The sequence below is a fragment of the Chryseobacterium sp. C-71 genome (assembly GCF_020911865.1).
In the GTDB taxonomy this organism is placed as follows: Bacteria; Bacteroidota; Bacteroidia; order Flavobacteriales; family Weeksellaceae; genus Chryseobacterium.
On record NZ_CP087131.1, the window covers coordinates 752,249 to 778,348 of the forward strand.

General features: G+C 34.6%; 28 protein-coding genes and 1 riboswitch. Of the genes, 10 read left to right on the top strand and 18 right to left on the bottom strand.

What is annotated here, in order from left to right; all coding sequences use genetic code 11:
• Nucleotides 1-31: 31 nt before the first annotated feature.
• Together LNP04_RS03370 and pnuC are read right to left on the bottom strand one after the other, a co-directional pair.
• A complete protein-coding gene (locus tag LNP04_RS03370) occupies nt 32-1,075 on the bottom strand; it encodes a hypothetical protein (protein ID WP_229985167.1) in 1,044 nt (347 codons plus the stop codon).
• Nucleotides 1,062-1,658, bottom strand: coding sequence for a nicotinamide riboside transporter PnuC (gene pnuC, locus LNP04_RS03375; RefSeq protein ID WP_229985168.1), 597 nt, complete (start codon nt 1,656-1,658; stop codon nt 1,062-1,064). Before pnuC ends, LNP04_RS03370 begins: the two co-directional genes overlap by 14 nt.
• A gap of 23 nt (nt 1,659-1,681) precedes the next feature.
• Nucleotides 1,682-1,787, bottom strand: a riboswitch (TPP riboswitch).
• A 117-nt stretch (nt 1,788-1,904) separates the two neighbouring features.
• Here pnuC and LNP04_RS03380 point away from each other — a divergent pair.
• Genes LNP04_RS03380 through LNP04_RS03405 form a run of 6 tightly spaced genes read left to right on the top strand, consistent with a single transcriptional unit; the run spans nt 1,905 to nt 5,398 of the window.
• Nucleotides 1,905-2,501 carry an HPP family protein gene (locus LNP04_RS03380; protein ID WP_229985169.1) on the top strand — a complete coding sequence of 199 codons (597 nt, stop codon included), beginning with the start codon at nt 1,905-1,907 and terminating at the stop codon, nt 2,499-2,501.
• Nucleotides 2,502-2,506: 5 nt separating this feature from the next.
• Nucleotides 2,507-2,845 (top strand): hypothetical protein, encoded by a 339-nt coding sequence (locus LNP04_RS03385; RefSeq protein ID WP_229985170.1) that lies wholly within the window; start codon nt 2,507-2,509, stop codon nt 2,843-2,845.
• A 20-nt stretch (nt 2,846-2,865) separates the two neighbouring features.
• The gene (locus LNP04_RS03390) at nt 2,866-3,774 is read left to right on the top strand and encodes a TIGR01777 family oxidoreductase (protein WP_229985171.1); all 909 of its coding nucleotides are present in this window, start codon (nt 2,866-2,868) and stop codon (nt 3,772-3,774) included.
• Nucleotides 3,775-3,809: 35 nt separating this feature from the next.
• The gene (nudK, locus tag LNP04_RS03395) at nt 3,810-4,391 is read left to right on the top strand and encodes a GDP-mannose pyrophosphatase NudK (protein WP_229985172.1); all 582 of its coding nucleotides are present in this window, start codon (nt 3,810-3,812) and stop codon (nt 4,389-4,391) included.
• A gap of 19 nt (nt 4,392-4,410) precedes the next feature.
• Complete coding sequence (locus LNP04_RS03400; RefSeq protein WP_229985173.1) at nt 4,411-4,980, top strand: hypothetical protein; 570 nt, start codon at nt 4,411-4,413, stop codon at nt 4,978-4,980.
• 25 nt (nt 4,981-5,005) lie between these two features.
• Nucleotides 5,006-5,398, top strand: a complete 393-nt coding sequence (locus LNP04_RS03405; protein ID WP_229985174.1) for a hypothetical protein — start codon at nt 5,006-5,008, stop codon at nt 5,396-5,398.
• A gap of 131 nt (nt 5,399-5,529) precedes the next feature.
• Here the strand turns inward: LNP04_RS03405 and LNP04_RS03410 are convergent, their stop codons facing one another.
• The 5 genes from LNP04_RS03410 to LNP04_RS03430 form a co-directional block, all read right to left on the bottom strand.
• On the bottom strand, nt 5,530-5,838 hold the full coding sequence (locus LNP04_RS03410) for a zinc-binding dehydrogenase (RefSeq protein ID WP_324292116.1): 309 nt from the start codon (nt 5,836-5,838) through the stop codon (nt 5,530-5,532).
• Nucleotides 5,839-5,889: 51 nt separating this feature from the next.
• Nucleotides 5,890-6,531 (bottom strand): NADP-dependent oxidoreductase, encoded by a 642-nt coding sequence (locus LNP04_RS03415; RefSeq protein ID WP_229985175.1) that lies wholly within the window; start codon nt 6,529-6,531, stop codon nt 5,890-5,892.
• Nucleotides 6,532-6,542: 11 nt separating this feature from the next.
• Nucleotides 6,543-7,307, bottom strand: coding sequence for an SDR family oxidoreductase (locus LNP04_RS03420; RefSeq protein WP_229985176.1), 765 nt, complete (start codon nt 7,305-7,307; stop codon nt 6,543-6,545).
• A 137-nt stretch (nt 7,308-7,444) separates the two neighbouring features.
• A complete protein-coding gene (locus tag LNP04_RS03425) occupies nt 7,445-8,149 on the bottom strand; it encodes an SDR family oxidoreductase (RefSeq protein ID WP_229985177.1) in 705 nt (234 codons plus the stop codon).
• Nucleotides 8,150-8,270: 121 nt separating this feature from the next.
• On the bottom strand, nt 8,271-9,362 hold the full coding sequence (locus LNP04_RS03430; protein WP_229985178.1) for an alkene reductase: 1,092 nt from the start codon (nt 9,360-9,362) through the stop codon (nt 8,271-8,273).
• 108 nt (nt 9,363-9,470) lie between these two features.
• Here LNP04_RS03430 and LNP04_RS03435 point away from each other — a divergent pair, with 108 nt between their 5' ends.
• From LNP04_RS03435 to LNP04_RS03450, 4 genes are all read left to right on the top strand, one after another.
• Nucleotides 9,471-9,884: a helix-turn-helix domain-containing protein gene (locus LNP04_RS03435; RefSeq protein ID WP_229985179.1), complete on the top strand. Its 414-nt coding sequence runs from the start codon at nt 9,471-9,473 to the stop codon at nt 9,882-9,884.
• Between the two features lie 52 nt (nt 9,885-9,936).
• Nucleotides 9,937-10,560 (top strand): DUF4433 domain-containing protein, encoded by a 624-nt coding sequence (locus LNP04_RS03440; protein ID WP_229985180.1) that lies wholly within the window; start codon nt 9,937-9,939, stop codon nt 10,558-10,560.
• A gap of 1 nt (nt 10,561) precedes the next feature.
• A complete protein-coding gene (locus tag LNP04_RS03445; RefSeq protein ID WP_229985181.1) occupies nt 10,562-11,602 on the top strand; it encodes a macro domain-containing protein in 1,041 nt (346 codons plus the stop codon).
• A 143-nt stretch (nt 11,603-11,745) separates the two neighbouring features.
• Entirely contained in the window at nt 11,746-12,192 is a 447-nt protein-coding gene (locus tag LNP04_RS03450; RefSeq protein WP_229985182.1) for a KTSC domain-containing protein, read from the top strand.
• Between the two features lie 230 nt (nt 12,193-12,422).
• On the opposite strand, the gene LNP04_RS03455 is transcribed toward LNP04_RS03450, so the two are convergent.
• From LNP04_RS03455 to LNP04_RS03505, 11 genes are all read right to left on the bottom strand, one after another.
• A complete protein-coding gene (locus LNP04_RS03455) occupies nt 12,423-15,611 on the bottom strand; it encodes an efflux RND transporter permease subunit (protein ID WP_229985183.1) in 3,189 nt (1,062 codons plus the stop codon).
• A 6-nt stretch (nt 15,612-15,617) separates the two neighbouring features.
• Nucleotides 15,618-16,679: an efflux RND transporter periplasmic adaptor subunit gene (locus LNP04_RS03460; protein WP_229985184.1), complete on the bottom strand. Its 1,062-nt coding sequence runs from the start codon at nt 16,677-16,679 to the stop codon at nt 15,618-15,620.
• Between the two features lie 91 nt (nt 16,680-16,770).
• Nucleotides 16,771-18,123 (bottom strand): TolC family protein, encoded by a 1,353-nt coding sequence (locus LNP04_RS03465; RefSeq protein ID WP_229985185.1) that lies wholly within the window; start codon nt 18,121-18,123, stop codon nt 16,771-16,773.
• 99 nt (nt 18,124-18,222) lie between these two features.
• On the bottom strand, nt 18,223-18,816 hold the full coding sequence (locus tag LNP04_RS03470) for a TetR/AcrR family transcriptional regulator (RefSeq protein WP_229985186.1): 594 nt from the start codon (nt 18,814-18,816) through the stop codon (nt 18,223-18,225).
• 149 nt (nt 18,817-18,965) lie between these two features.
• Nucleotides 18,966-19,790, bottom strand: a complete 825-nt coding sequence (locus LNP04_RS03475; protein ID WP_229985187.1) for a S1 RNA-binding domain-containing protein — start codon at nt 19,788-19,790, stop codon at nt 18,966-18,968.
• 280 nt (nt 19,791-20,070) lie between these two features.
• A complete protein-coding gene (locus tag LNP04_RS03480) occupies nt 20,071-22,290 on the bottom strand; it encodes a reprolysin-like metallopeptidase (protein WP_229985188.1) in 2,220 nt (739 codons plus the stop codon).
• Nucleotides 22,291-22,414: 124 nt separating this feature from the next.
• Nucleotides 22,415-23,818 (bottom strand): dihydrolipoyl dehydrogenase, encoded by a 1,404-nt coding sequence (gene lpdA / locus LNP04_RS03485; protein WP_229985189.1) that lies wholly within the window; start codon nt 23,816-23,818, stop codon nt 22,415-22,417.
• 169 nt (nt 23,819-23,987) lie between these two features.
• Nucleotides 23,988-24,338, bottom strand: a complete 351-nt coding sequence (locus tag LNP04_RS03490) for a hypothetical protein (RefSeq protein ID WP_229985190.1) — start codon at nt 24,336-24,338, stop codon at nt 23,988-23,990.
• A gap of 56 nt (nt 24,339-24,394) precedes the next feature.
• Nucleotides 24,395-25,483 (bottom strand): glycosyltransferase, encoded by a 1,089-nt coding sequence (locus LNP04_RS03495; RefSeq protein WP_229985191.1) that lies wholly within the window; start codon nt 25,481-25,483, stop codon nt 24,395-24,397.
• 39 nt (nt 25,484-25,522) lie between these two features.
• Nucleotides 25,523-25,855: a hypothetical protein gene (locus tag LNP04_RS03500; RefSeq protein ID WP_229985192.1), complete on the bottom strand. Its 333-nt coding sequence runs from the start codon at nt 25,853-25,855 to the stop codon at nt 25,523-25,525.
• On the bottom strand, nt 25,843-26,091 hold the full coding sequence (locus LNP04_RS03505) for a hypothetical protein (RefSeq protein ID WP_229985193.1): 249 nt from the start codon (nt 26,089-26,091) through the stop codon (nt 25,843-25,845). Before LNP04_RS03505 ends, LNP04_RS03500 begins: the two co-directional genes overlap by 13 nt.
• Between the last annotated feature and the right edge of the window lie 9 nt (nt 26,092-26,100).

The following is a 26,100-nucleotide window of genomic DNA, read 5'->3' on the forward strand; positions in this document are numbered from 1 at the left end:
AAATACGGGTTTGTAATTGAAATGAAAAGCATTAGCTACGATGTGAAATCTTGAATTTTGGTTCCCCAAACTCCCTCCTAAAATTCGAATGCTGCGTCGCCGTAAAATAATCACAAAAAATCTGATAAACTTCAGAATCTGTATGCGTTGCCCGAAGTCCTAACTGAAAATAAATTTCCAAAATCTGATGCGATAATTTCTTTACTAAATCTGTAGAAAAGCCATGAATCCCTGTTTGTTTATCAGAACTTATTAATTTAAAATCATTCAGTAAATTTTCAATTTCATCGGCAAATTGAAATGCTTTTTCCAAATTGTCATTGATCATTTTATTAAATAATTTCAAGTCAAGATTTGGCCGAATTTTAATTGCTTCCTCCGAAAAATGCGCTGCCATCCCAAGATAATTGACGAGTAAAGTCAAATCTGCAAAAATCCTAAATGGAATTTTGTCTAAAACATCATCGGTAAAAAATTCATCGTAAATAAAACTGTAATCTTCAGAAACTTTTGCATCATTAACTTTAAAGGAATACGTTCCGGTAGCTTTCATGCCCATCGATTTCCAGTTGGGAATAATTTCTGCCTGATCTTTAGAAATCACAAATGACAGAATGATTTCAGAACCCGATTCATCCAACAAAGGATTTCCGTTTTCAGTTAATTGAGCATTTAAAGTAAAATGACTTAGGTGTGGCGCTCCCGTTGCAAAATGCCAAAGTCCGTTGATGATGAATGTTCCGTCGATTTGTTTTTCTGCTGTTCCGCCAATCATTCCGCTTCCTCCGAAACAGGTTTTTGGGTTAGCGAAAAGTGTTGAAGCAATATTTGGTTTTAAATTTCTAGAAAAAAAATTGGCTCCCGAACATAAAGTGAGCATCCAGCCTAAGCTTCCATCAATTTTTGACCAATCGAATAATACCGACAGACCATCTTTTAACCGAAAACCTAATCCGCCATATTTTTTTGGAACCCAAATCTGAAGCAAACGCTGCTCATGAATAACGTTCATTATTCCTGGAGAAACCACAGACGCCGCCAACATTTCATTTCTGATCTCTTTATGCGAAAGCATTTTCTCTTTTTTTAATAATTTTTCGCCACTCTAAATATCCTGAAATAGCAACAATGAATAAGAAAGCCGTCAAAATCGCATACAAATACAAATCTTTGTGAATCAACAACGGAATTGCGATGATATTGCTGACATTGAGCAAAATCCAGTTTTCGATTTTTCTTCTCGCCATCAGCCACATTCCTGCCCATGCAAAAGCACTGACCAATGAATCCCAAATCGGAACGTCGGAATCGGTGTAATGCGTAAGAAAAAACCAGAACAAACTGAAAGTTCCAAACACAATTCCAGCGGTGATTAGTTTTTCCTGATTGGTTGTTTCTGAAATCACTGTTTCAGATTGTTGCTTTCCGAATTTCCAGTACAACCAGCCGTAAATGCTCATCATCAGATAGTAAAGATTTAAGGTAAATTCCGCATAGAGTTTTGCGAAAAACATTACATACAGCGAAAGTGAAATTCCGGCAATACCAAAAAGATAATTGTTTGAATTGTTTTTTCGGGCCAATAAAACCTGAAAAATTGAAAAGAAGACCCCAAGCCATTCCGGCCAGGTTGTCTTTAGTAAAATTTCCTGCATCAAATTAACTTTTATAAATTAAATGATGAGATGATAAAATCAAATTCCCTACGCCGGCATTATCCGGATCAGGTGTGGAAGATTCCTGGGTATCATCTCAGCCGCAATCGTGCAGCACCCCATTGATGAGGCAAAATTGAAACTTTTTTCTGAGAATAAAAAATTAAAGCTGAATTTATTTAGCAAATGAAATTCCACAGCCGTTTGTAAACGGATATTTTGTATCTTTAAATTTTAATATCAGAAACTGTGAAGAAGACGCTCAGAAGAACCTACCGTGTATCAAAATATGTAATCTATAAAGAAACTCTCGTTGATTATAAAGAACATTTTTGGTCATTTCTCGGCGCATTTTTCGGAATCGGAATTATCGCTTTTCTGCAGTCACAGTATTTATTGGAACAGGAAAATGTTTTCTTAATTGGTTCGTTCGGCGCATCAAGTGTATTGATTTACGGAGCTATTCAAAGTCCGTTGGCACAACCGAGAAATCTTGTCGGCGGTCATGTGATTTCAGCATTGGTAGGTGTCACTGTTTATCAGTTTGTTCCTAATATCTTATGGCTTTCTGCACCTTTGGCAGTGGCATTTTCAATTGTTTTGATGCAGTACACCAAAACGCTTCATCCGCCAGGCGGAGCAACAGCTTTGATTGCCGTGACTTCTCCCGGGAAAATTGCAGATTTAGGATATTGGTACGTACTTTCTCCAGTTTTGTCGGGTTGTATTATTTTGCTTTTAGTTGCTTTATTTTTTAATAATATTACTAAAAACAGAAGCTATCCGACGAGTACGAAATGGAAAAGACTTTTACATAAAAAACACAAACACCCATTGAAAAATTAATTGCTATGGAATGCCTTGAATGTGGCGAAAAAATCATTGGAAGATCAGATAAAAAATTCTGCAATGACGCCTGTAGAAATGCTTACAACAACAAACAAAATAAAGATTCGAGTAATCTGATGCGGAATGTGAATAATAAACTCCGCCGAAATTACCGTATTCTGAGCGATATCAATCTGGAAGGTAAAACTAAAATTGCCCAATCTAAATTGAGTGGCTTAGGATTTGATTTTAATTATTTTACACAAATTAAAGTTTACAAAAATGGTTCTGAATATAAGTTTATTTACGACCAAGGCTATAAACTTTTAGATGATGATTATATTTTAATTGTTAAGAATTAAAAGAATCCCAAAATCAATACATGAAAGAAGTCGTATTAATTACCGGAGCCGGCGGATCTGTCGCAAAAGTTTTAGCTAAAAAACTTGAAAATGAATACACTGTTCGGTTTTTAACCCGAACCAAAAAGCATGAAAATGACTTTGAGTGGAATATTAAAAACGGAACGATCGACGAAAAAGCCTTTGAAAACATCAGTCACGTTATCCATTTAGCAGGAGCCAATATTTCAGAAAAAAGATGGACTGATGAGCGTAAGAAAGAAATTATTTCCAGCCGTGTAGACTCTGCACAACTGATTTTAAAAACTTTACAAAAGAAAAACATTCAACTGAAATCTTTCATTTCAGCATCTGCCGTTGGTATTTACGGAGCGATTACTTCTGAGAAAATTTTTAAGGAAGAAGACGAAAAAGGAAATGATTTCCTTAGTGAAGTCGTTATTCTTTGGGAAAAAGCTGCGGACGAGTTTTTAGAAAAAGGTGTTGCCGAAAGAGTGGTAAAAGTTCGAATCGCCATCGTTCTTTCTGAAAAGGAGGGTGCTTTGAAAAAAATGGCTGCTCCGGTAAAACTTGGTATCGGGTCGCCGATCGGAACAGGAAGACAGTACATTCCGTGGATTCATATCGATGATCTTTCTTCCGTTTTTGAATACGCCGTGAAAAACGAAAATATAAAAGGTGCTTACAATGCATCAGCACCACAACATACTGATAATGAAAATTTAACAAAAGAAATTGCGGAAGTTTTAGACAAACCCCTATTTATGCCTAATATTCCGGGATTTGTGATGAAGCTAATGTTTGGCGAACTGTCTGTTGCACTGCTTGAAGGCTCAAGAACATCTTCGGAAAAGCTTCAGAATTCAGGTTTTCAATTTAAATTTCCGAACCTGAAAAATGCTTTGGAGGATCTATTCAGGAAAAATTAATTTAAATAAAATATATAAAAAAGATTGTAAAATCTATGCAAAATACAAACGTTCATATTGAAAAGACTGAAATTCTTTCAGATAACTGGTACACTTTAAAAAAAATCACATTCAATATTCTAAAAAAAGACGGAACCACCGAAACCCAAAGCAGAGAAGCCTATGACAGAGGAAATGGAGCAGTCATTTTATTGTACAACACAAGTACAAAAAATGTAATTTTGACCAAGCAATTTCGCATGCCAACCTACATCAACGGAAATACTGACGGAATGTTGATTGAAGCTTGTGCAGGTTTATTGGATAATGACCATCCCGAAGATTGTATCAAAAGGGAAACTGAAGAAGAAACCGGCTACAAAATATCAAAAGTAGAAAAAGTTTTTGAAGCGTATATGTCACCCGGATCTGTCACAGAAATTCTGCATTTTTTCATCGCGGAATATTCAAGTGATATGAAAATTACAAACGGCGGCGGTCTTGAAGAAGAAGGTGAAGACATCGAAGTTTTGGAAATTGATATTGAAAAAGCACTTCAAATGATTGACTCTGGAGAGATAAAAGATGCCAAAACCATCATGCTGCTTCAGCATGTAAGGCTTAAAAATTTAGTATAGATTATTTAAAAATAAAATTATGAAACTGCAATATTCACTGATTCTTTGTTTATTATTTTCTTTTGCCGTTTTCGCTCAGAAAAAAGATGGGTTGAGTACGAAAGATCAGCACGCTGTCGAGCATTTTAAAACCGAATACAAAAAGAAAAATTACAAAAAATTTGAAGGGAAAATCACGCCAAAAGATAATCAGGTTCTGTTTGATGATAAAGTGATTTTCTTTGATAAATCTGATAAAATGACTTTTTCAATGTTACAACAAGGTTTGATTTATCCTCAGCTGTTGACCGACTACCAAATGCAGAAATTTCTGGATGAAACCACCGATAAAACTCAAAAGAGATTTTTAAAACTGCAAAAAGATCCGAAAGCATCTTTTGACGTGAATAATATTTCTGTGAAAATTTCAGAACTTCTTTTTCTTAATTTAAATGAAAAGGTGAAGAGATTTAGACTGACAACCAGAAACAGAAATCTGCCGAACCCTATTATTTACTTTTTTGAATTAACGAATTCTAAAGCTGCTAAAAACATGAGTTTTGATGAGTTTGTGAAAGATGCTAAACTAACGTATTTGGATCAGGAGTAAAAAGATAATTTTAAGATAAACATCAATGAATTATTTGGAAAAAAAAGGACAGAGAAGAACTCATTCCGTCTTTGCAGCTGTCTTATTGGTGAGTTTATATACCATTTATTTTAATCAATCTTCCCGGCCGGAAATTGATATTCAAAAACTCATTTCACAAATCATTCGCTTTTTTCTAACAGTTGGACTTCTCTATTTAGTCTATATTGGTAAAAACTGGGCACGTATTCTTTCAATATTCCTGTTTTCATTGGCGATTATTTTGGCACTTTCAGTCATTTTTTCATCTGATTTCAGTCTATTACAAGAAGTCCCGTTTTACGTTATGATTTTTGTTTATTCCGATGCGATTTATCACTTTGGATTTTCTGAAAATTTTAAAGCATTTATTGAATTTCAAAAGAGAATGAAAAAATGAAAATAAGTAATATCGATCATATCGGTTTAACCGTAGCTGATCTTGATAAAACATAAGATCGGTGTATTTCAGAGATCCCGATTTGAATTTGATTGAGGTGAGTAATTAATTTTTATTTAAAAACTAAGAGCTTATTTCATCTTAATCACTACTTTTCCTTTTGCACGACCACTTTCAACATATTTTATGGCTTCATTGGTGTTTTCGAATGGAAATACTTTGTCGATGACAGGTTTTATTTTTTCAGCTTCTATGAGTTTTGTAATTTCTGTCAACTGTTTTCCGTCCGCTTTCATGAAAAGAAATGAGTAATTGACATTTTGTTTCTTTGCTATTTTTCTGACTTTACTGCTCAAGAATTTTGTAGCGAATTTCACATACCAAGGCAGATTAGATTCTTCTGCAAATACCGGAGTTGGCGGACCGGAAATTGAAATAATTTTACCCTCAGATTTTACTACATCGAAAGATTTTTCAAGCGTTTTATCATCCTAACTGTTCAATACAAAATCATAATCAATCAATAGGTCTTCAAAATTCTGAGTTTTATAATCGATCAGGACATCTGCACCCAAATTTTTCAAGAGATCAAAACTTTTTTCACTCGCTGTAGTTGCCACCGTCGCACCAAGATATTTTGCCAACTGAATAGCGAAAGTTCCTACTCCACCCGATCCTGCCTGAATAAAAACTTTCTGACCTTTTTGAAGATTATACTTTTCAACCAAAGCTTGCCAAGCCGTCAGACCAACCAAAGGAATTGAGGCAGCCTCTTCCATCGTAAGGTTTTTTGGTTTTAAAGCAACATCTTTTTCGTTGATGGAAATAAATTCTGCAAAAGTTCCGATGTGAAAATCTGATGCTCTTGAGTAAATTTCATCACCCACTTTGAAGTTGTTTACTCTTGAACCAACTTTTATAATGACTCCGGCAACATCGTGACCTAAAACCAACGGCATTTTATAAGGTAAAATTAATTTGAATTCACCGCTTTTTATTTTTGAGTCTAAAAGATTGACACTTGCTGCATGAATTTCAATTAAAACCTCATCTTCTTTTACAATCGGTTCGGGTATGTTCAACAATTTCAAGTCGCTTTCCTTTTTGTAACGGCTAATACTAAATGCTTTCATGTTTTGAGTTTTTATTTTAAAATTTGATTTGCTTTCTTCGGATTCACCAATCCAAAAGCCGTTTTAGGAAAAAATCTTCTGATGATGTCAACGAGTTTTGCATCTCCTACTCGGATGGTATCTTGGTTTTTTTGTAAGCCTTTGATCAGACCTTTTACCATTTGTTCTGTAGATATTTTCTTATCATTCCTTTCAGCTGTCATTTCTGTAGCGACAAGTGGTGGGATCAGTTCAAAAATCTTTAAGCTACTTCCCACAATTTTCAAATGTTCACGCAGCGAAATCGTATAAAAAGCGAGTGCAACTTTTGACGATGAATAGGTCGCTTCAATTAAAGAAGGAACCATACTTAGGATAGAGGTTGTGTTGATAATGGCAGCATCTTTTTTCGATTTCAGCATTTCCATAAAGATATTATTTATTCTAATGACTCCAAAATAATTGACTTCCATTTCATAAGCTGCATTTGCAATATGATTGTCATTGGCAACACCTAAATTCAACGGAGAGGTCAATACAGCGGCATTGTTATAAAGAATATCAATTCCACCCAATTGCGAAACTGTATTGAAAAGTGATTTCAAATCTTCTTCGACAGAAACATCACTTTTTATGGCAGTCACATTGGGAAGTTGCTTTTTTGCGGCATCCAGTCTTTCCTGATTTCGTCCTGTGATAATGACTTTAGCTCCGATTTCTAAAAACTGTTTCGCAGCTTCGAGACCAATTCCGGAAACTCCGCCAGTGATTAAAATTGTTTTTCCTTTTAATTCCATGATTATAATTTAAAAGTTAAATTATCTGTTATTAAATTTAAAGTGTGTTTAAAAATTTCATAAAAATTAATTTCCCCTGACCCTAAAGGGAGTAAATTTTTATGAAATTTTTAAAAGAGAATTTTTCCTAGTTTGGATTAAGCTAATTCTTTTGCAAAAAACTGCTTTGAATCTCCTACCGGAACATCATATTGATTTTTTGCAAGTGCCAAAAATAATTCGTCAGCAACTTCAGAAGGCGGAATTCCGTTGGCTCCACCGATTTCTGCAGAGAATTCTGTATTTACCAATGGTGGATATAACTCGTAAATCTGAACATTTTCCTGCTCTTCGTAAGTTTGTCTTAATGCTTCTGTGTAGCCGTGTAAAGCTGCTTTAGATGCACTGTAAGTCGGCAGCATTTTATGGCTTCTAAATACGGCAATTGACGAAACGTTGACTACCGCAGCTTCTGTTTTCTGAACTAAATGAGGAAGCAAAAGCTCTGTAAAATGGATGATGCTGAAATAATTGGTGTTCATTTCAATCGCTGCTTTTTCGTGTGCGTTTTGAGTTTCATTCAGTAAATAGGCAAATGCTGCACCTGCATTATTGATGATGATATTGACTTCCGGATGATTTGTTTTCAGTTCTTCTGCGATTCTTAATCTGTCTGCCTCAATAGAAAGATTGCCCTGAATTGCTACAGCGTTTTCTAATTGTTGCAAAGCATTCTGAAGACGTTCTTCATTTCTTCCGTTGATGATTATTTTGTTGCCTTCTGCATTCAGTTTTTTTGCGATGGCTAAACCAATTCCGGCACTTCCGCCGCTGATGAATACTGTATTACCTGTTGTTTTCATTTTTTGTTTGTTTAAATGTTGTGTATTGTTGTTATGGTAGGGTTTGCGACAGGGATTGCAGCGGCATCCTTTTGTGAAACAAAAGATACAGCGGAAAGCCCGCCCGTTCGCCCAAATTATTTTAGTTCTTCAAAGTCGGATAATCGATGTAGCCTTTTTCGCCGGGCGTGTAAAAAGTTGCCTGATCCGGCTGATTGAGTGACGCATCGGTCTTGAAACGCTCTACCAGATCGGGATTGGCAATGAAAGGAGTTCCGAAAGAAACCAAATCTGCGTCGCCATCCTGTAAAACTTTTGTGGCAGTTTCTTTGTTGAAGCCTCTGTTGATAATGATAGTACCGTTGTAGATTTTGCGGAAATGCTTTGCGACTTCCTGAACAGCATTTGAATTACCCGAAACGTCTGTAAAAGGCTCTATCAAATGTAAATATGCTAAATCGTAATCGTTCAGACGGTTGACGATGTGATTATAGAGTTCAATGGTTTCATCATCTACTAAAATCCCCATAATTCCGTTGAGAGATGGGTTTAAGCGAACTGCAACTTTGGTTAAATCTGCAACTTCTTTGATAGCATCCAGAATTTCGAAAAGAATTCTCGCTCTGTTTTCTACCGAACCACCATATTCATCAGTGCGGAGATTGGAATTTTTGCTAAAAAACTGTTGAAGCAGATAACCGTTTGCACCGTGAAGCTCTACTCCATCAAAACCAGCTTCAAAAGCATTGAGTGCAGCCTGTTTGAAATCATTAACTGTCTGTTTTACATCTTCGTTAGTCATCGGTTGAGGTTCTTCACTTGTCTGAAAACCTGTAGCTGTAAAAACTTGCTGTTGTGGATTGACGTTTGACGGAGCCAAAGGTTTTCTACCGTTGTGCAAATCGGGATGAGAATATGCACCTGTGTGCCAAAGTTGGGCAAAAATTTTGCTGCCTTCTTTGTGAACCGCTTTTGTGGTAATTTTCCAGCCTTCGATTTGTGCTGCATTATAAATTGCGGGAACATTGATTACACCAACCGCTTCGGGACTGATGAAAGTACCTTCTGTGATAATCAAACCTGCGGTAGCTCTCTGTTGGTAGTACTTTGCTGTAAGTTCGGTCGCTTTATTTTCCTGATTATCTGAACGGCTTCTGGTCATTGGAGCCATCACGATACGGTTTTTCAAATCTAAGTTTTTGCTCTTGTAAGCATCAAAAAGAATGTTTTCCATTGTATTTTAAATTTAATTCGGTAAATTTGCTTGCGTTTTGCAAGTACAAATCTATAACATTACTTTCAAAATGCAAGTGTTTTTTATTTAATTATTTAAAATAATTTTATGTCGAGTTCAAAAAAGAGATCAAATTGCCCTATCAGCAGCTCATTAGACGTATGGGGGGACAAATGGTCATTGCTGATTGTGAGAGATTTGATGTTTAAAAAACAAAGTACTTACGGAGAATTTCTAAAATCTGACGAGAAAATTGCGACCAATATTTTGGCTTCGCGTCTTTTGATGCTAGAAGAAAATGGCATTATCAGCAAACAAGATCATCCTGATAGTAAAGCTAAAGTCTTATATAAACTCACAGAAAAAGGGATTAATCTTCTTCCGTTGCTTATCGAAATTAATCTGTGGGCAGAAAAATATTCTGAAATCCCTGAGAGTCAGAAGAGGATTTTGAATGAGGTAAAAAAGGACAAAGCGGGGTTTATTGAGGAGAAAATTGGAGAGTTGAAGAGGGAGGTTTAGACATCTATTTTTTGCTGAAAAAATTGTAGATTAGCATTAATTCAAAATATTAATGGCAAACTTAAATAAATTGTATCTATATCGAATGACCCATATTGAAAATATTCCACATATACTTCAATACGGAATTACACATAAAAATTCTAATAATTGTAATATAAATTATATTCCGATTGGTGATAACTCAATTATTTCAACAAGAAATCATTTTCAACTAAATTCAGGTAAGACGATTGGAGATTACATTCCGTTCTATTTTGCAACAAGAACACCGATGCTGTATGTCATTCAGAAAGGATTTAATGGTGTTTTACCAACAAAGCCTGAAGAAATAATTTATTGTGTAACGGCTGTACAACAAATTCTAAATTCTGATTTAAATTTTATCTTTACTGATGGACATGCAAATAATCATCTTACATCCGAATTTTCTAAAAATCAAATAGGTAACGTTGAGACTATTTTAGATTTTAACGCAATAAGTTCTAGAGATTGGATTGATGAAAACGATTTAGATAAGAAAAGAAAAAAAGAAGCTGAATTTTTATTGGAGACTGATTTGCCGCTGAATAATATTTTAGGCTATATTTGTTTTAATAAAGACGCTCAAGAAAAATTAATATCTTTTGGGATTGAAACAAACAAAATTGTAATCAAACCTCAACATTACTTTTGAAATGATACAGTATAAAATAGGAAATTTATTGGATAGTGAGGCAGATGCATTAGTAAATACTGTTAATACCGATGGTGTTATGGGAAAGGGTATAGCATTACAATTTAAAAATCAATTCCCAAACAATTATAAACAATATGTTAAGGCTTGTAAAGATAATGAAATCGGAATTGGTAAGCTTTTCGTTTTTGAAGAGCAAACACTTTTAAAAGGTAAGAAGATTATAATTAATTTCCCTACTAAAACCAGTTGGAGAAAACCTTCAGAATATGCATATATTAAGGAGGGATTAATTGATTTGGTAAAGATTATAAAAGAAAAGAAAATAAATTCTATAGCTATTCCACCTTTGGGAGCTGGAAACGGTGGCCTAAATTGGAATATTGTAAAAGAAATTCTCCAAACTTATTTACAAAATATTGATTGCGATATCCAAATATTTGAGCCAAATACAAAAATTATTGAAGTTTTAAAAAAAGAAAGAACCTCTCTAACTCCAGCTCGCGCAATGCTTTTATATGTTCTGTTTGATTTGGTAAAAAACGGTGAATTTTTATCTGAATTTTCAGCAGAAAAAGTTGCTTATTTTTTACAAAAATTTGGAGCAAAAAATGTTTTTAAATTAGAATATAAACAAAATTTCTACGGTCCATATTCAGGTAAGGTAAAACATGTTCTATATCATCTTAATGGAAGTTATATTACAGGTTATAGTTCCAAAGATAAAAAACCCTTTGAAGAATTAGGATTAATATTAGATACAGAAAAAGATGTTCTTGAATATCTTAATCAAGATGAAAATTTGGCATATAAAAAAATTGCGGATAGCACAAAAATATTTTTATCTGGATTCTATTCCAATTTCGCACTTGAATTGTTATCTACTGTTGATTATATCAAAGAAACAGAAAATGTAAATAATGTTGATGCAATTATTCATAAAATGGAACAATGGAATAGTAGAAAAATTACTTTATTTGCAACAAAACCTAATTTTATTAAGATTGCTTTGAAAAATATTAATAATGCAGTTTTTGCTTAAGTTACATAAGATTATTTGAAACTATCCCTTATATTTCAAAATATTTATATAAAATTTTCACTCAAATAAATTAATAATCAAAAACTTACGATTTTTACAATTAAAAAGCCTAATTTTGCACCCCGAAATAAGGATTGTACGTTATGAAAAAAATAGGTGATTACAGAAAACTTCTTGAGGTAGACAATACTGCTACTTTAAAAGATTTAAAAACAATTTACAGAAATGTGATGAAAGATACGCATCCTGATAAATTTGTGAATAATGAAGAAGGGAAACTGGAAGCGGAAGAAAAAAGCAAATCTGTGATTGAAGCCTATCACTTTTTGGTAAGCATCAACCCTGAAACGCAGGAAAAATATAAAGAAGAATACACGGAAACGATTACTACTTCTATCATCACTGATTTTTATTTGGAAAAATCAATTCTGAAAGTTCAGCATTTGAACGGTAAAATGTTCGAATACATCGGAGTTCCAAGAAATACCTATATCAAAATGGTGAATGCGGATTCTCCAAGTCGTTTTGCAAGAAGACATATCTATGGAAATTTTATCTACAGAAAGTCTGGTGAAGTAATGGCAGATTAATTTTTCCACATAAAAAAATAAGCAAAGGCTTTCAGTTCATTCTGGAAGCCTTTTTTATGGTAGTAAACAAATTTTTTAGAAAATAGTACGGAAAGATTCGTGTCTAGATCCCTACGGGATGATAAAGATCCTGCTTATCTTAGAGATTGCTTCTTCGCTTTGCTCATCGCAATGACAAAAAAAGCGCATCAATAAATTGATACGCTTTTAGGTTAATTAAGGTTGTTACATTAGTCTACGTGTTTCGGAGTATATCCGTCTTCACTTAGTTCTTTTTCTTCATAATCGGCTTTCATTTCAGCGTCATAATCTACAGGCTCACCTTTACCCATTCTTCTTAATAATGAATCGAATAGTGAATAAACCACAGGTACGATAATCAAAGTAAGGAATAATGATGAGGTCAAACCACCGATGATTACCCAAGCCAGACCGTTGTTCATCTCCGCTCCTGCTCCTTTTGCAATCGCAATCGGAATCATACCGAAGATCATCGCAATCGTTGTCATCAAGATCGGACGAAGACGTGCGTGGTTGGCCTGAATCAAAGCGTCATGGGTATTTGCACCCGCTGCTTTTCTCATATTGGCGAAATCTACAATCATAATCGCATTTTTCGCTACCAAACCAATCAACATAATCATCCCCAACATCGTAAAGATGTTCAGTGAGTTCCCAGTGATGGCAAGAATTACCATTACCCCGATCAATGCCAATGGAATTGAGAACAATACCACAAACGGATATACAAAAGAGTCATACAATGAAACCATCACCAAGTAAACCAATACGATAGCCGCCAATAAAGCGATTCCTAAAGTACCGAAACCTTCGGTCTGGTTTTCCATATCACCACTCCAAATATAAGTTACACCAGCTGGTTTTGTTTTTTCGTTATCCATAAATTGAGCAGACCATTCGTTGGCAACATCACCTACAGGACGACCTACCACTTTAGATTTAACTTTTACTGATGGTGCCTTATCTCTACGCTCCAGCAAACTTGGTCCTGAACCCATTTTCACATCTGCAAACTGGCTCAATCTTATTTGCTGTCCCTGAGGGTTTGTAAACATTAAGTTTCTTACATCATCAATCGACTGTCTGTTGGCATCACCAAAACGGATGTTGATGTCATATTCATATTCTCCGGCTCTGAATTTTCCGTCTGTATTTCCACTAAATGCAGTCTGCATCGTTTGTCCTACACTTGAAAGATTTAATCCTAAAGAAGCCATTTTATCTCTGTCGATATTCACCTGGACTTCAGGGTTTCCAGAATCGGTTGATAATTCAGCATCTACAGATCCAGGAACTTTTTTAAGTAAAGCCAAAATTCTGTTTGCTTCCTTATTTGCCGTTGCGTTATCCTGAGCTGTTACCACCATTTCGATTGGTGCATTATCTGCTCCCATTAATCCGATTGGTGCTGTTTTAAATTCAACTCCGGTGAATTTTTCTTCTAAAGCTCTCTTGATTTTAGCTGATTTAATATCTGTGCTTTCGTCACGTTCAGCTTTATCAACTAAAATCACCTGAATTTCTGATTGATACAAAGTCGCCTGTGCACCACCAAAACCTGATGATTGCTGACCCACTGTAGTAATCATATCTACAACATCTTTATCGTTTCGAAGGTATTTTTCAACTTCAAGAGTAATCTGGTTTGTTTTTTCTACGGAAGCATCTTTCGGTAATTCCATCTGAACAAGGAACTGTCCTCTGTCCATTTTAGGGAAGAACTCACCACCGATAAATCCAAATGCTACCAACATAAATGATGAAATTAAAATAATAAAAGTTACTACAACCACCATTATTCTTCTCAATCCTGTTTTAAGTGCCCATTCCAGAATTCCTGAAATCCAATGGGTGAATTTCTCCAATTGTTTTTCGAACCAAAGGATAAATTTCTCAAAAGGATTTTTACCTGTCAAATGAACCAATTTACCAAATCTTGAAGATAACCAAGGAATGATGGTAAATGATGCCAACAATGAGAACATGGTCGCAATAACTACGGTGACACAGAACTGCGCCAAGATATCAGATACCAATCCTGAACTCATCGCAATCGGTAAGAATACCACCACGATTACCATTGTAATTGCTGTTACCGTAAACCCAATTTCTGAAGCTCCGTCATAAGCTGCACGAATTCTGCTTTTCCCCATCTCCATGTGACGGTAAACGTTTTCAAGAACCACAATCGCATCATCCACAAGAATACCAACTACCAATGAAAGTCCTAATAAACTCATTAAGTTTAGCGTGTATCCCATTAAATACATTCCAATTACCGTTGCAATCAATGACACCGGAATAGAAACCATTACGATGAATGCATTTCTGATATTATGAAGGAATAATAACATTACTACTGCCACCAAAATAATCGCAAGGAACAAATCGAAAATTACGTGATCTGCAGCTTCCAAAGTAAAGTCTGTAGAGTCATCTACGATACTCACTTTAACATCCTGAGCTTTATAATTGGTCTGAACCTGAGCAATTGTTTTCTGAACCAATTCTGAAACCGATACTGCATTTGCATCAGACTGTTTCTTCACCTGCATCAAAATCGTAGGATTCTGATTGAATCTTGCTACTTTCTCAATATCTTTCTGTGTATCAAAAACTGTTGCAATGTCTGACAAACGAACCTGTGCTCCGTCTTTATTAGAAATTACAAGATTGTTCATCTCCTGTACATTTCTATACTTCCCGGAAAGTCTGATCGTAGATCTTGAAGTTCTTGTTTTCAAAGCTCCCGTCGGGAAATCTAAGTTGGATGAAAGAATTGCCTGCTGGATATCTCCGATCGCAAGACCATAACCCTGCATTTTCTTTTCATCTAAACTCACCTGAATTTCTCTTTCCTGTCCACCAACAAGGTCAACCTGAGCCACACCGTTTACACGAGAGAAAACAGGCTCAATTTTTTTATCTAAAAGATCATAAAGTTCTTTATTATTCAGTTTATTACTGGTAATACTCAAAGTCATGATTGGTAAATCATCCAATGAAAATTTCTGTAAAGATGGCGGATCTGCATCTTCAGGAAGGTCTGCCAAAATAGCATTTACCTTTCTCTGTGCATCATTCAAAGCGTAGTTTACATCGGCACCTGTGTTCAGCTGAACCATAATCACCGACAAACTTTCGTAAGAAGAAGATTCTACTTTTTTAACGTTTTCTAAAGAACCTACAGCATCTTCGATCTTTCTGGTCACCGAAGTTTCTACCTCTGCAGGCGAAGCTCCCGGATAAACGGTAGAAATCGTCACCATATTGGTTTCAAACTTCGGAATCAACTCGTACCCCATCATGGAGTAACTTAATAAACCTCCCAACGTCAGGATCGTAAATAATACGATAACCAGGGACGGTCTTTTAATGGATATTTCTGCTAACTTCATCTTCTGTTACTTTACGATATTGATTTTTGAACCGTTATCTAGGTTGATCTGTCCACTGGTAATTACCTGCTCACCTCCATTCAGTCCGCTGATAATCTGCACTTTGTCACCATATACTTTTCCTGTTTTTACGGTAATCATTTTAGCGGTTCCGTTCTGAACGATGAAGATCTGTCCTGAGCTAACTCCGTTTGCGAAAGCTTCAGCAGGAACTGTTAGCATATTTTGAGTTTCAGCACCGTTATTTGTTTTAAATAAAGCCGTTGCATACATACCCGCTTTCAGGTTTCCTCTATTCTGAACTTCAATTTCAACAGGGAAATTAAGAGAAGCATCACTTTTTGGAGCGATAAACGTAATTCTTCCGCTGAAAGATTCATCAGGTAAAACATTGACGTTAATTGAAACTTCCTGACCCAACTGAATTCTTCCAATCTGGCTTTCATCAACCAAAACTGAAAGTTTTAAGCTGATAATATTTACGATTTCAAATAAAGCAGTTCCCGGCGCAACGACCATTCCCGGCTCAACCATTTTTTTATTAATGATTCCACTGATTCCGGCTCTGATGCTTGTATCATTTACTTTTACACCTTGAGCTCTTACAGCAGCCTGAGCATTTTTCAACTGTAATCTTGAATTGTCCAACTGTTGTTTTGTAACACCTCCTGTTTTGAAAGCATTTTCATAACGCTGGTTGTCTGCAATGGCATTCTGTAAATTATTCTGAGCCTGAGTAACATCTACTTCAATCGCATCTCTTTTAATGGTTGCCAAAACCTGACCTGCTCCTACTCTAGAACCTTCTTTTACCATAACGCTTACAATACGTCCTGAAATTTCAGAAGACTGATTTGATTCTTGTTTTGGGATAAAAGTTCCATTGGCAGAGTAATCTGTATCTATATTTTCTCTTGCAACGGTGATTACATTCACGTTGATTTTATCAACCTGCTTTGCTACTTCTTTTACTTCAGTTTCCTGCTTCTTTTTGTTGTCGGCAATTTTCCAAGCCGCTAAACCTACAAGTACAGCAGCGACGATGATATATATTAAAGTTTTTTTCATTTGAAGTTATTTATTAATTTTAAAGGTCAAATGCAATCGCCACATTTTCATAAGTTTTTTTTATACTATAGTTCATAGCGATTTCATTTTATTATGGGTTTTGTAATGTATTAAGTTCGCCTTTAGCCTTGATTAATTTAATTTCAGCCTGTTTATAGTCTAATAATGCAGTGGTGTAATTTTGTTTTGCATCTGTCAAAGCATTTTCAGAATCTAAAACTTCAGTTAATGTTGCTAAACCATATTGATAATTAGCCTGAGTATCTCTCTGAACTTTTTCAGCCAGTGATACATTATTTTTCATGCTTTCAATCGTAATCAAAGAATTTTCGATATTTGTGATTGCATTTTTATAATCTAAGCTTAAAGTCAACTGTGTATTTTGAATATCCTGATCTAAGTCTAAAATATCAATCTCAGCCTGCTGAATTTTTGATTTCGTAGAACCTCCCGTGAAAATAGGAATATTAATATTTAAACCAATCGCAGAATAATCGCTCCAAAGAACTCCATTATTCAATCCGTTGGTCAAAGGAAATTTTCCACCCTGACCGGCCCAACCATAGTTAGCCGTAAGCCCAACCGTTGGATAAAGATAAGCCTCAGTTGCTTTTTTATTGAATTGTAAAAGCTCTCTGTTTTTTTGTAAAACTTTCACCTCTGTACGAGAATCTAAATCTACATTTCCGGCAATCAATTCAGGTTTTGGCTCGATAATTTTTTCTTCAAGCTCAATTGGGGTATCGATAGGAACTCCCATATAGAATTTCAAAGAATTTTTTGAAAGCTCAACAGCATTCACCAATTGTTGTCTGTTCGCACTGATATTCGTCAGCTGTACATTGGTACGATCAAGATCAATTCCTTTTGCCAAACCGTTTTCCACTAAACTTTTGATTACATTTCTTACCTTTTCGGTATTCGTGTAACTTACATTTAATGTTTTAAGATTTTCTTCCTGTACAAAAACCTGATAATAGGCAGTTGCTACATTCTCAATAATCTGCTCGTTAGAAAGCTGAGCATTCAAAACGTAGAATTCTCTGGTAGACTTTGCAGCTTTCAATCCTGTAAAAACTCTTTGGTCAAAAATAGCCTGATTCAAAGTCACCACGGCGCTTGAAGTCCAAGGCTGACCCAATTTAGCACGGATCCTTTCTCCTCCAAATTCCAAAAGTGACTCTTGAATCACCGGATTATACGTCAACCCGGCAGTTGCACTTATTTGTGGCAACGCACCAGCTCTTGCCTCAGCGATTTTATACTCTGCTTTCTTGATTTGCAAAGCTGCTTTTTTGGCTTCTGCTTTATTTTGCAGAGCCTGTTTGATGGCTTCTTGTAAAGAAACCTCTTGCTGTGCAAAAGTAGACGTAGAGCCGAAAATCATAAATGCTGCAGCTATCCCAATTTTTAGCTTTTTTGCAGTTACAAGTTTTCTATTCATAATTTATTACTTCGTTTATTTTTTTAATAATTTTGATTTCTTGCAGTCATTTATTCCTAAAGGACGATTCAATTTTATAATTACTTTAACAATTTTTAATTAATTTTTAAAAAGCATGTTGAGGATGATATCTTTTCTTTCTGAAATTATTTTATCAAACTCTTTATCTGTAATCATTAAATTCTCCAAAAACAAAGGCCGAACTGCACTAGGAAATACTAATAACGAAACCATGTTGATAAGAAACTGTACGGGTGCCATCTTCTCAATGTTTCCCAATTGCATTTCTTTTTCGATATCCTCATATAATTTCTTCAATTCTTTTTCTTCCACATCTTTTTTGTGACAGCTTCCTTTGTTGATTTGCGACACAATATAAGTTTCCAGGTATGGGTATTGAAGACTGGTTTGAAGACTTCCGTCTATGAAATTGGCTATTTTCTCTTTAAAAGGTAAATCTGAATTCATAATCAATTCAGATTTCTCTTTTTCTACTCGATGAGCTTCATCAAAAATAATTTGAATAAGATTGTCTCTTGATCGAAAATAATAGTTAATGAGCGTTCTATTAACACCTGCCTCATCAGCAATCTCTTGTGTAGTTGCGTTAAATTTCCCCTGCACAAAGAATAAATTCTTTGCAGTTTCTTTGATTAATTCTTGCGTTTGATCTTTTTTTTCTTGTTTTGACATTTTTGTTAAACAATTTTGTGCAAATATATATCAAACATTTGTTTTGACAAAATTGTTAAACAAAATAATTAAGTGATTTTCCGTGATTATTATCATAAAAAAAGTCTGAACAAAATGCTCAGACTATCAATTTATTTTTGAGTGTAAACTTATACAAGTTTAATTTTATCTTCTAAAATTTCCACGATTTTATCTTTATACAAACCACCAAGTGCTTTCTTGAAGTTCTTTTTACTCATTTGAAGTTCATCTTTAATTTCTTCAGGAGAAGATTTGTCTGATAAGTGAAGTAAACCAAAGTTTTGCTCTAATTTGTTTAGAATTTTTTGTCTAAACTCATCAATATTTTCAAAACCTTCCGGTTGAAGAGAAACATCTATTTTACCATCTTCACGGACTGTTTTAATATAACCTTCTTCTTCAGACAGCGGATATACTTTTTTATAAACATCAGATGCGTAAATCAATCCGAGGTATTTTTTATTGATGACCACATTCCAACCCAACTCACTTTCGTTCATCATGATGAGCTCTACTTTATCACCTTTTTGAAAAGGTACATTTTCGTATTGCGGATTTCTTTTGAACTTTGTGGTTCCTGTAATCAATTCCAATTCTTCATCGATATAAAGATTCACAAGATATCTTTTTCCTTCAAGAATTTTAGATTTTTGCTGTTTGTAGGGAATGAAAAGATCTTTGATAATTCCCCAATCCATAAAAGCACCGCTTGGGAGACTTTGTACGCAGCTCATCACCGCAAATTCTCCAACTTCTGCCAACGGTGTTTCAGTTGTAGCTTTTAGCTTATGATCGTCCTGATAAACGAACACTTCTATTTCATCACCAATTTCTTTTTCGTCACGAATGAAAACTTTAGACATAAAAGCGGTCTCGCCCGTTTCGGATTCAAGCATCCATCCTGAATTATTTTTTTCTGAAATTTTTAAAGTCTGAGTTCTTCCGATTTGCATTAATGATAATTTAGTTGGCAAAGGTACGGAAATTAGTTTGAGAGTTTTAAGGTTTAATAGTAATGGAATTTTAATTAAAGATAAAAATTGATTTTTGCTTTAATCATTTATTTTGAAATTTTCAGATTATTTAAAAGTATCTTACATTATTTCACGCAATCTATATCTTTCCCTTCTTCTGAATCTAATACAATGATATGGAATAAAAAAGAGAAGCAGCTGCTTCTCTTTTTATGTTAGTTTAATTCTGATAATCAAAAAAATCTATTAAAAATTAATTTTATTCTTTAATCCACTTTATCGTTTTATCAATTGTTTTAGATTTAATATTAATTAAATATTCTCCTTTTACTAATTTATCTAAATTGTAAGTAGCGATTCTATCACTACCCGTAGTATTGTTTAGCTTTCTGAAAACTAACTTACCACTTAAATCATATAAGCTGATATCATGAATTTCGTTTTGTCTGATAAATTTAACATTTAATATCCCTTTACTCGGATTAGGATAAACTACAAAAGCGTCATTATCCTGAGTAGCTTCATTCACCGCTAAAACCTGATTAATACTAAAGTTAGAAGGATTAATATGATAGAAAACATTTCCTACGCTTGCCACCATAACCCTTGCCTGTGATGTATTAACATTAGGAACTGTGATTATCTCTGAACCATCATTAGGTGTAGATGCTAAAATTGTAATGGGATAAGTAAGACCTCCGTCTGTAGAAAGTAGAATACTTACGTTAGCACAACTTACGGGAGCCGCAGTAGTATTTGCAACATTCCATGTTATTGTTTGTGAACTGCTTCCATTCCATGTTACGGCTGTAGCAGGAGCAGTTACTCTGAAAGGTCCTGAAGCTCCGCTAACAGTAATCGCTGCATCGTCATTTGCAATACCACCACAACCTGCATTATTATCTCTTACGGTTAATCTAAATTCTAGAGATCTCGCATAATTTGGCCAAAATTCACCTTTTGTAACTGTATTACTCAATACATCTTGAATTTTTGGAAAATATCTGTACGGAACGGTAGTTGGCAAATATGATCTAAATAATGGGGCATTACCAGTAGGAGCATTCCAATTTCCTGCAGGTCCAGTATCATTTTGTTCCCAAGAATAAGTAAGCCCGGCATTTTGTGCATCTGTAGCCGACCCTGTTAATTTAAATGGTGTATTTACAGGTATTGTATAATTACTTCCTGCATTTACAACGGGAGCAGTATTAGACACTGGAGTTGTAACCTGACATGTTTTTGCCAAAACTGTCGAAGTTATTGTTTGAAATGAGCGTGTGTGAAAAGTAGCAATACTATTACCAGCAAGATCATTTAAATTTCCACAAATTCCTGCATAGGCCATGATTGTAATTCCACTTCCCGGTTCTACTGCATTCGCTCCTGAGCGATTGCCACCACCACAATTATCTGTCGTAGCATTAAATGTATGAGGTCCACCGAACTGATGTCCTACTTCATGTGCTACATAATCAATATCATAAGGATCTCCAACAGGATTACTAGAACCAGTAATTCCAGCTGCTTTATCAGAATTGATACAAATCACTCCCAATCCTGCTAATCCACCTCCACCGGTGCTGAAAGTATGTCCAATATCATAATTTGCAGAACCAATTAATAAATTAATATTGGTTTGGCTTTCATCAATTAATATATCTGCATCATCATTTCCTGTAAATGGATCAGTATTAGGATTTGTAAAAATAATACTTGCTTCATTAGCTATTAAAACCAGTCTTACAGCCACTTCTTGTTCATACACACCATTGACTCTGTTTACAGTAGTTACAATAGCAGAAAGGGTTTGAGCTACAGTAGGAGAAGGTAAACCTGTTGCAGCTATAGCATATTCACCAGTACAAGCAACTGCCAATCTGAAAATTCTAATTTGGGTGCCGACGCTTGGTGTTACGTTTTTTTTTCCTGTTTCTACATCATCTTTTACACCACAGGTTCTGACATGATTATTGATTAAATCACTTCTTTTATATACAATATAATTATTAATATCATTCTTCGAATAAGGATCAATATATAAATCTCCAGTCACTACAGATTTTATCTGAGCATGAAATCCTAATTCTGTAAAATCTAATTTTACAGTAGCATAAGCATCATCAACACCTTGTCCTGTAAAAGTAACAAGTTCTGGAAATTGTGCTGCCAATTTAGGATCCATTACAGATGATTTCCAAATTTTAAATCTGGCCTTCGTTCCGTCTGACATTGGTAGGATGATAATGCTTGCACTATTTTTAGAATCATTATCTTTTAGTTCAGGTACAGAATTAAAATAATTTTTGATGCTCCCTACATTTAATTGATAGGTAAGGAACTTTTCTGGTGTCACTGTTCTGCTTTTCGCTTCAGCTTTTATACTTCTTTCATTAATAGGAGTGAAAAAATCTTGTGCCTTTACCGAAGAAAAAGTCAGAATAAGCAATAATAAATAAAGTAAACGTGTAATTTTCATAACATTCATTTTTAGTTTAATCAAAAATACCACATATTTTATAAAAATAATGCAGAAACTCAAAGGAATTTCTGCATTATTAAAAATATTTATTTAGTGTATTTAAGATACCAAAATTTCTTTGTTACATATGAATAGGTCTCTTACCCGTAGCATCCAAAGCAGCTTCTTTGATAGCTTCTGCATACGTTGGGTGAGCGTGAGAACTTCTTGCAATATCTTCTGCACTTGCACGGAATTCCATTGCGATAACACCTTCTGCAATCAAATCGGCAGCTCTTGCTCCTACAATGTGCATTCCTAAAACTTCGTCAGTTTTTTCGTCTGCGATGATTTTCACCAAACCATCAACATCACCACTTGCACGGCTTCTTCCTAATGCTCTCATTGGGAAAGAACCCACTTTATAGGCTACACCTTCTTCTTTTAGCTGTTCTTCAGTTTTACCAACTCCCGCAACTTCAGGCCAAGTGTAAACAACACCTGGAATTAGGTTATAGTTAACGTGAGGTTTTTGTCCAGCCAATGTTTCAGCTACAAAAACTCCTTCTTCTTCAGCTTTGTGAGCCAACATTGCCCCTTTGATAACGTCTCCGATTGCGTAAATGTTTGCAACGTTAGTCTGAAGGTGATCATTAGTTTTCACTCTTCCTCTTTCGTCTAATTCAACACCTGCTTTTTCTAATCCAAGACCGTCTGTGTAAGGCTTTCTACCTACAGAAACCAAACAGTAATCTCCTTCAACGGTCACTTCTTCTCCTTTTTTATCTTTAGCTGTAATTTTTACAGTATCTCCATTTCTTTCAACTGCCGAAACTGCTGTAGAAAGCATGAATTTCATTCCTTGCTTTTTAAGAACTTTCGTTAATTCTTTACTTAAAGCACCATCCATGGTAGGAATAATCTTATCCATAAACTCAACAACCGTTACCTGAGATCCTAATCTCAAATAAACAGAACCTAATTCAAGACCGATAACTCCACCACCAATAACTACTAAATGCTTAGGAATTTCTTTTAAATTTAATGCTTCAGTAGAAGTGATTACTCTTTCTTTATCTAAAGTGATGAAAGGTAAAGAAGTTGGTTTAGAACCTGTTGCAATGATGGTATATTTAGAATCAATCGTTTCTGTAGAACCGTCGTTTTTTGTTACTTTAACCTGAGTAGCAGATTCGAAGCTTCCAAGACCTTCAAAAACAGTGATTTTGTTTTTGTTCATCAAATAGCTGATTCCGTCTGTATTTTGTTTGATAACCTCATTTTTACGCTCAATCATTCTTGCGATGTCAGCTTGAGGTTCATTAATAATAATTCCGTGACCTGCAAAATTGTGTTTTGCGTTTTCGAAATGTTCAGAACTATCTAGAAGCGCTTTTGAAGGAATACATCCAACGTTAAGACAAGTTCCGCCTAAAGTTGAATATTTTTCGATAATTGCTGTTTTGAAACCTAATTGTGCTGCACGAATTGCGGCAACATAACCACCAGGACCAGAACCTATTACGGTAACATCGAATTGACTCATTTTATTTTTATAATTTATTATTAGCTATTCTTAATGATTACAAATTTACTGATTAATTTACAAGGAGCAAAGTGAGTTTTGTCAAGTTTTCAAATGCTCGATGATGGAAGTTTAATAGATTGAGAATATTTTTTGTTTGAATTCTAATCTTAGCATCATCCAGGCAATTTTATAAATCTAAATTTAATTTTCCTCGTCCAAATTCTTCTTTATTTCCAAAAAACGATCCTCCACAAATGTACCATTCAAGATTTTCGAGATGCTCCACAGCATCTTCCGGCTTGATTCCTGCAACATCTTTTTTGGCGATGATTCCTTTGTACCATCTTCCTGATTCTGGAGAGTTTGAAAATTCAATATCATATTTTATCCAAATTCTCTGGCAAAGTCTGCATTGGATGACATTTACTTCTGCTTTTCTGTCATCTGTAAGATCTGTTCCCAAGCTTGAAGTTCTGTATTCAGATTCGATTAAGTCGTGTTTTTCGCAGGCACACCCCAGTTTCGGAAGTTTTTTCATGAATGAAATATTGGTCTTTATAAAAATTGAACTGCAAATTTAAGGAAATATACAGATTATCTTCTTTTCATTAAATCCAACAAAACCTTTTCGTAATTATTCAAAATAATCTCTTTTGAAAAACGAGCCTTTATAGAATTCTTGATGGCATCCTGATCATGCGACTGATGTAAAATCTGCATAATTTTTTGTGAAAATTTTTCATGATTTTCAATATCAGAAATTTCTCCATTGGTGTTATGCTGAATGATTTCATTAATTCCGCCAGGGCAATTATTGGCTAAAGAATATGTTCCACAAGCACCAGCTTCCAGTAAAACATTAGGAAATCCTTCATATCTTGAAGAAAGAATGAACAGATCTGCATATTTTAAATATTCATACGGATTTTCCTGTTTACCATGAAAAACCACATTTTTTAAACCTAAAAAATCTTTCATCTGATGAAGAATTTCTCGGTCTTTGCCATCACCCAAAATGTGTAGTAAAATTTTCTCGTTTTTTAACCTGGAAAAAACTTTCAGTAAATTATCAAAACCTTTTCTGGCAGATAGATTGCCAATTGCTACAACGTTTTTATAATTGTATTTAAAACTTTCAGGCTTATGGGAAACCTTCAGTTTTTCATCAATAAAATCGAAGTCGACAGGATTATTAATTTTAATAATTTTTGAACGGTTGATTTTAAAATTATCAATCAAATCATTCATCATATCATCACTTTGTGCGATAATCTGCTGATAATTATTATAGAAATTGTAGAAAAATTTAATCTCTTTTTTTGTCACGTGTTGCGAAACAACATTGGTCTCTCTTGCAATGAACTTGACCTTCGGAAAAAGCTTGATAAACATTGAAAGATAAGCATTCACCTCCCCAAAACCAGAAAAAACTATATCGGGTTTTCTTCGGTAAATTTCTTTTAAAATAGGCTTTAATGAATGTCTGATTCTTTCGGTATTGATATCGATAATTTCCACATCTTTTTTAAGAAAATCAAGATAACCACCTTGTTTGCGAAGAAGCAAAATCTTAGGCTCAAAACGATCTCGGGAGAGATGATTTGCAATCGTGGTAACGATTCTTTCTGCGCCTCCGGTTTCGAGATCCGGCAGAATAAACATGATAGAAATTTTCTTGTTCATTGGAACATTTCGTTTGAAAAAATAATTATTTTTTGCTGTTTAAATCAAATCTATTAAATCAGGGAATTCATGTGAATGATTATTTATTATATAATTAATCAAAAATTGGCCGCCTTTCTGATCAAAAAAAATATACCATGAAGTATTATTATTGGCTTTATATTTTAAAAATTTTCTGCCATACTTTTGGAATTTGTCCGGAGTATTTCGGCTTATAGGCTTGTTAACATTAAAATCTACAAAATCATAAATTCTATCAGCATATAATTCACAGTCAATTCTAAATCCAAAATATTCTTTAGTAAATAATACTTCAACTAGTTCTTCAAGAGACTGATTAAATTTTTCCGAATAGATAATTATTTCTTCCAAGGCAATTTTTCAATAAATTCCTTAGTTCTTTTTCTTGATTCTGCAGAAGTTAATCCTTTGGCAAACCTATCATCAAAATCATCTTTCACAACATATTCAGCTTGAGCTTCTGCAACTACTACATTTGAAACCATTCTGTGTTTGATTTCTAGCAGTTCTGCAATGTCCTCCAACTCATCCATTTCTTTTATCCACTGAATGAGTTCCTTTTTTGCTTCTATAATAGGATTTTCCATTTTAATTTT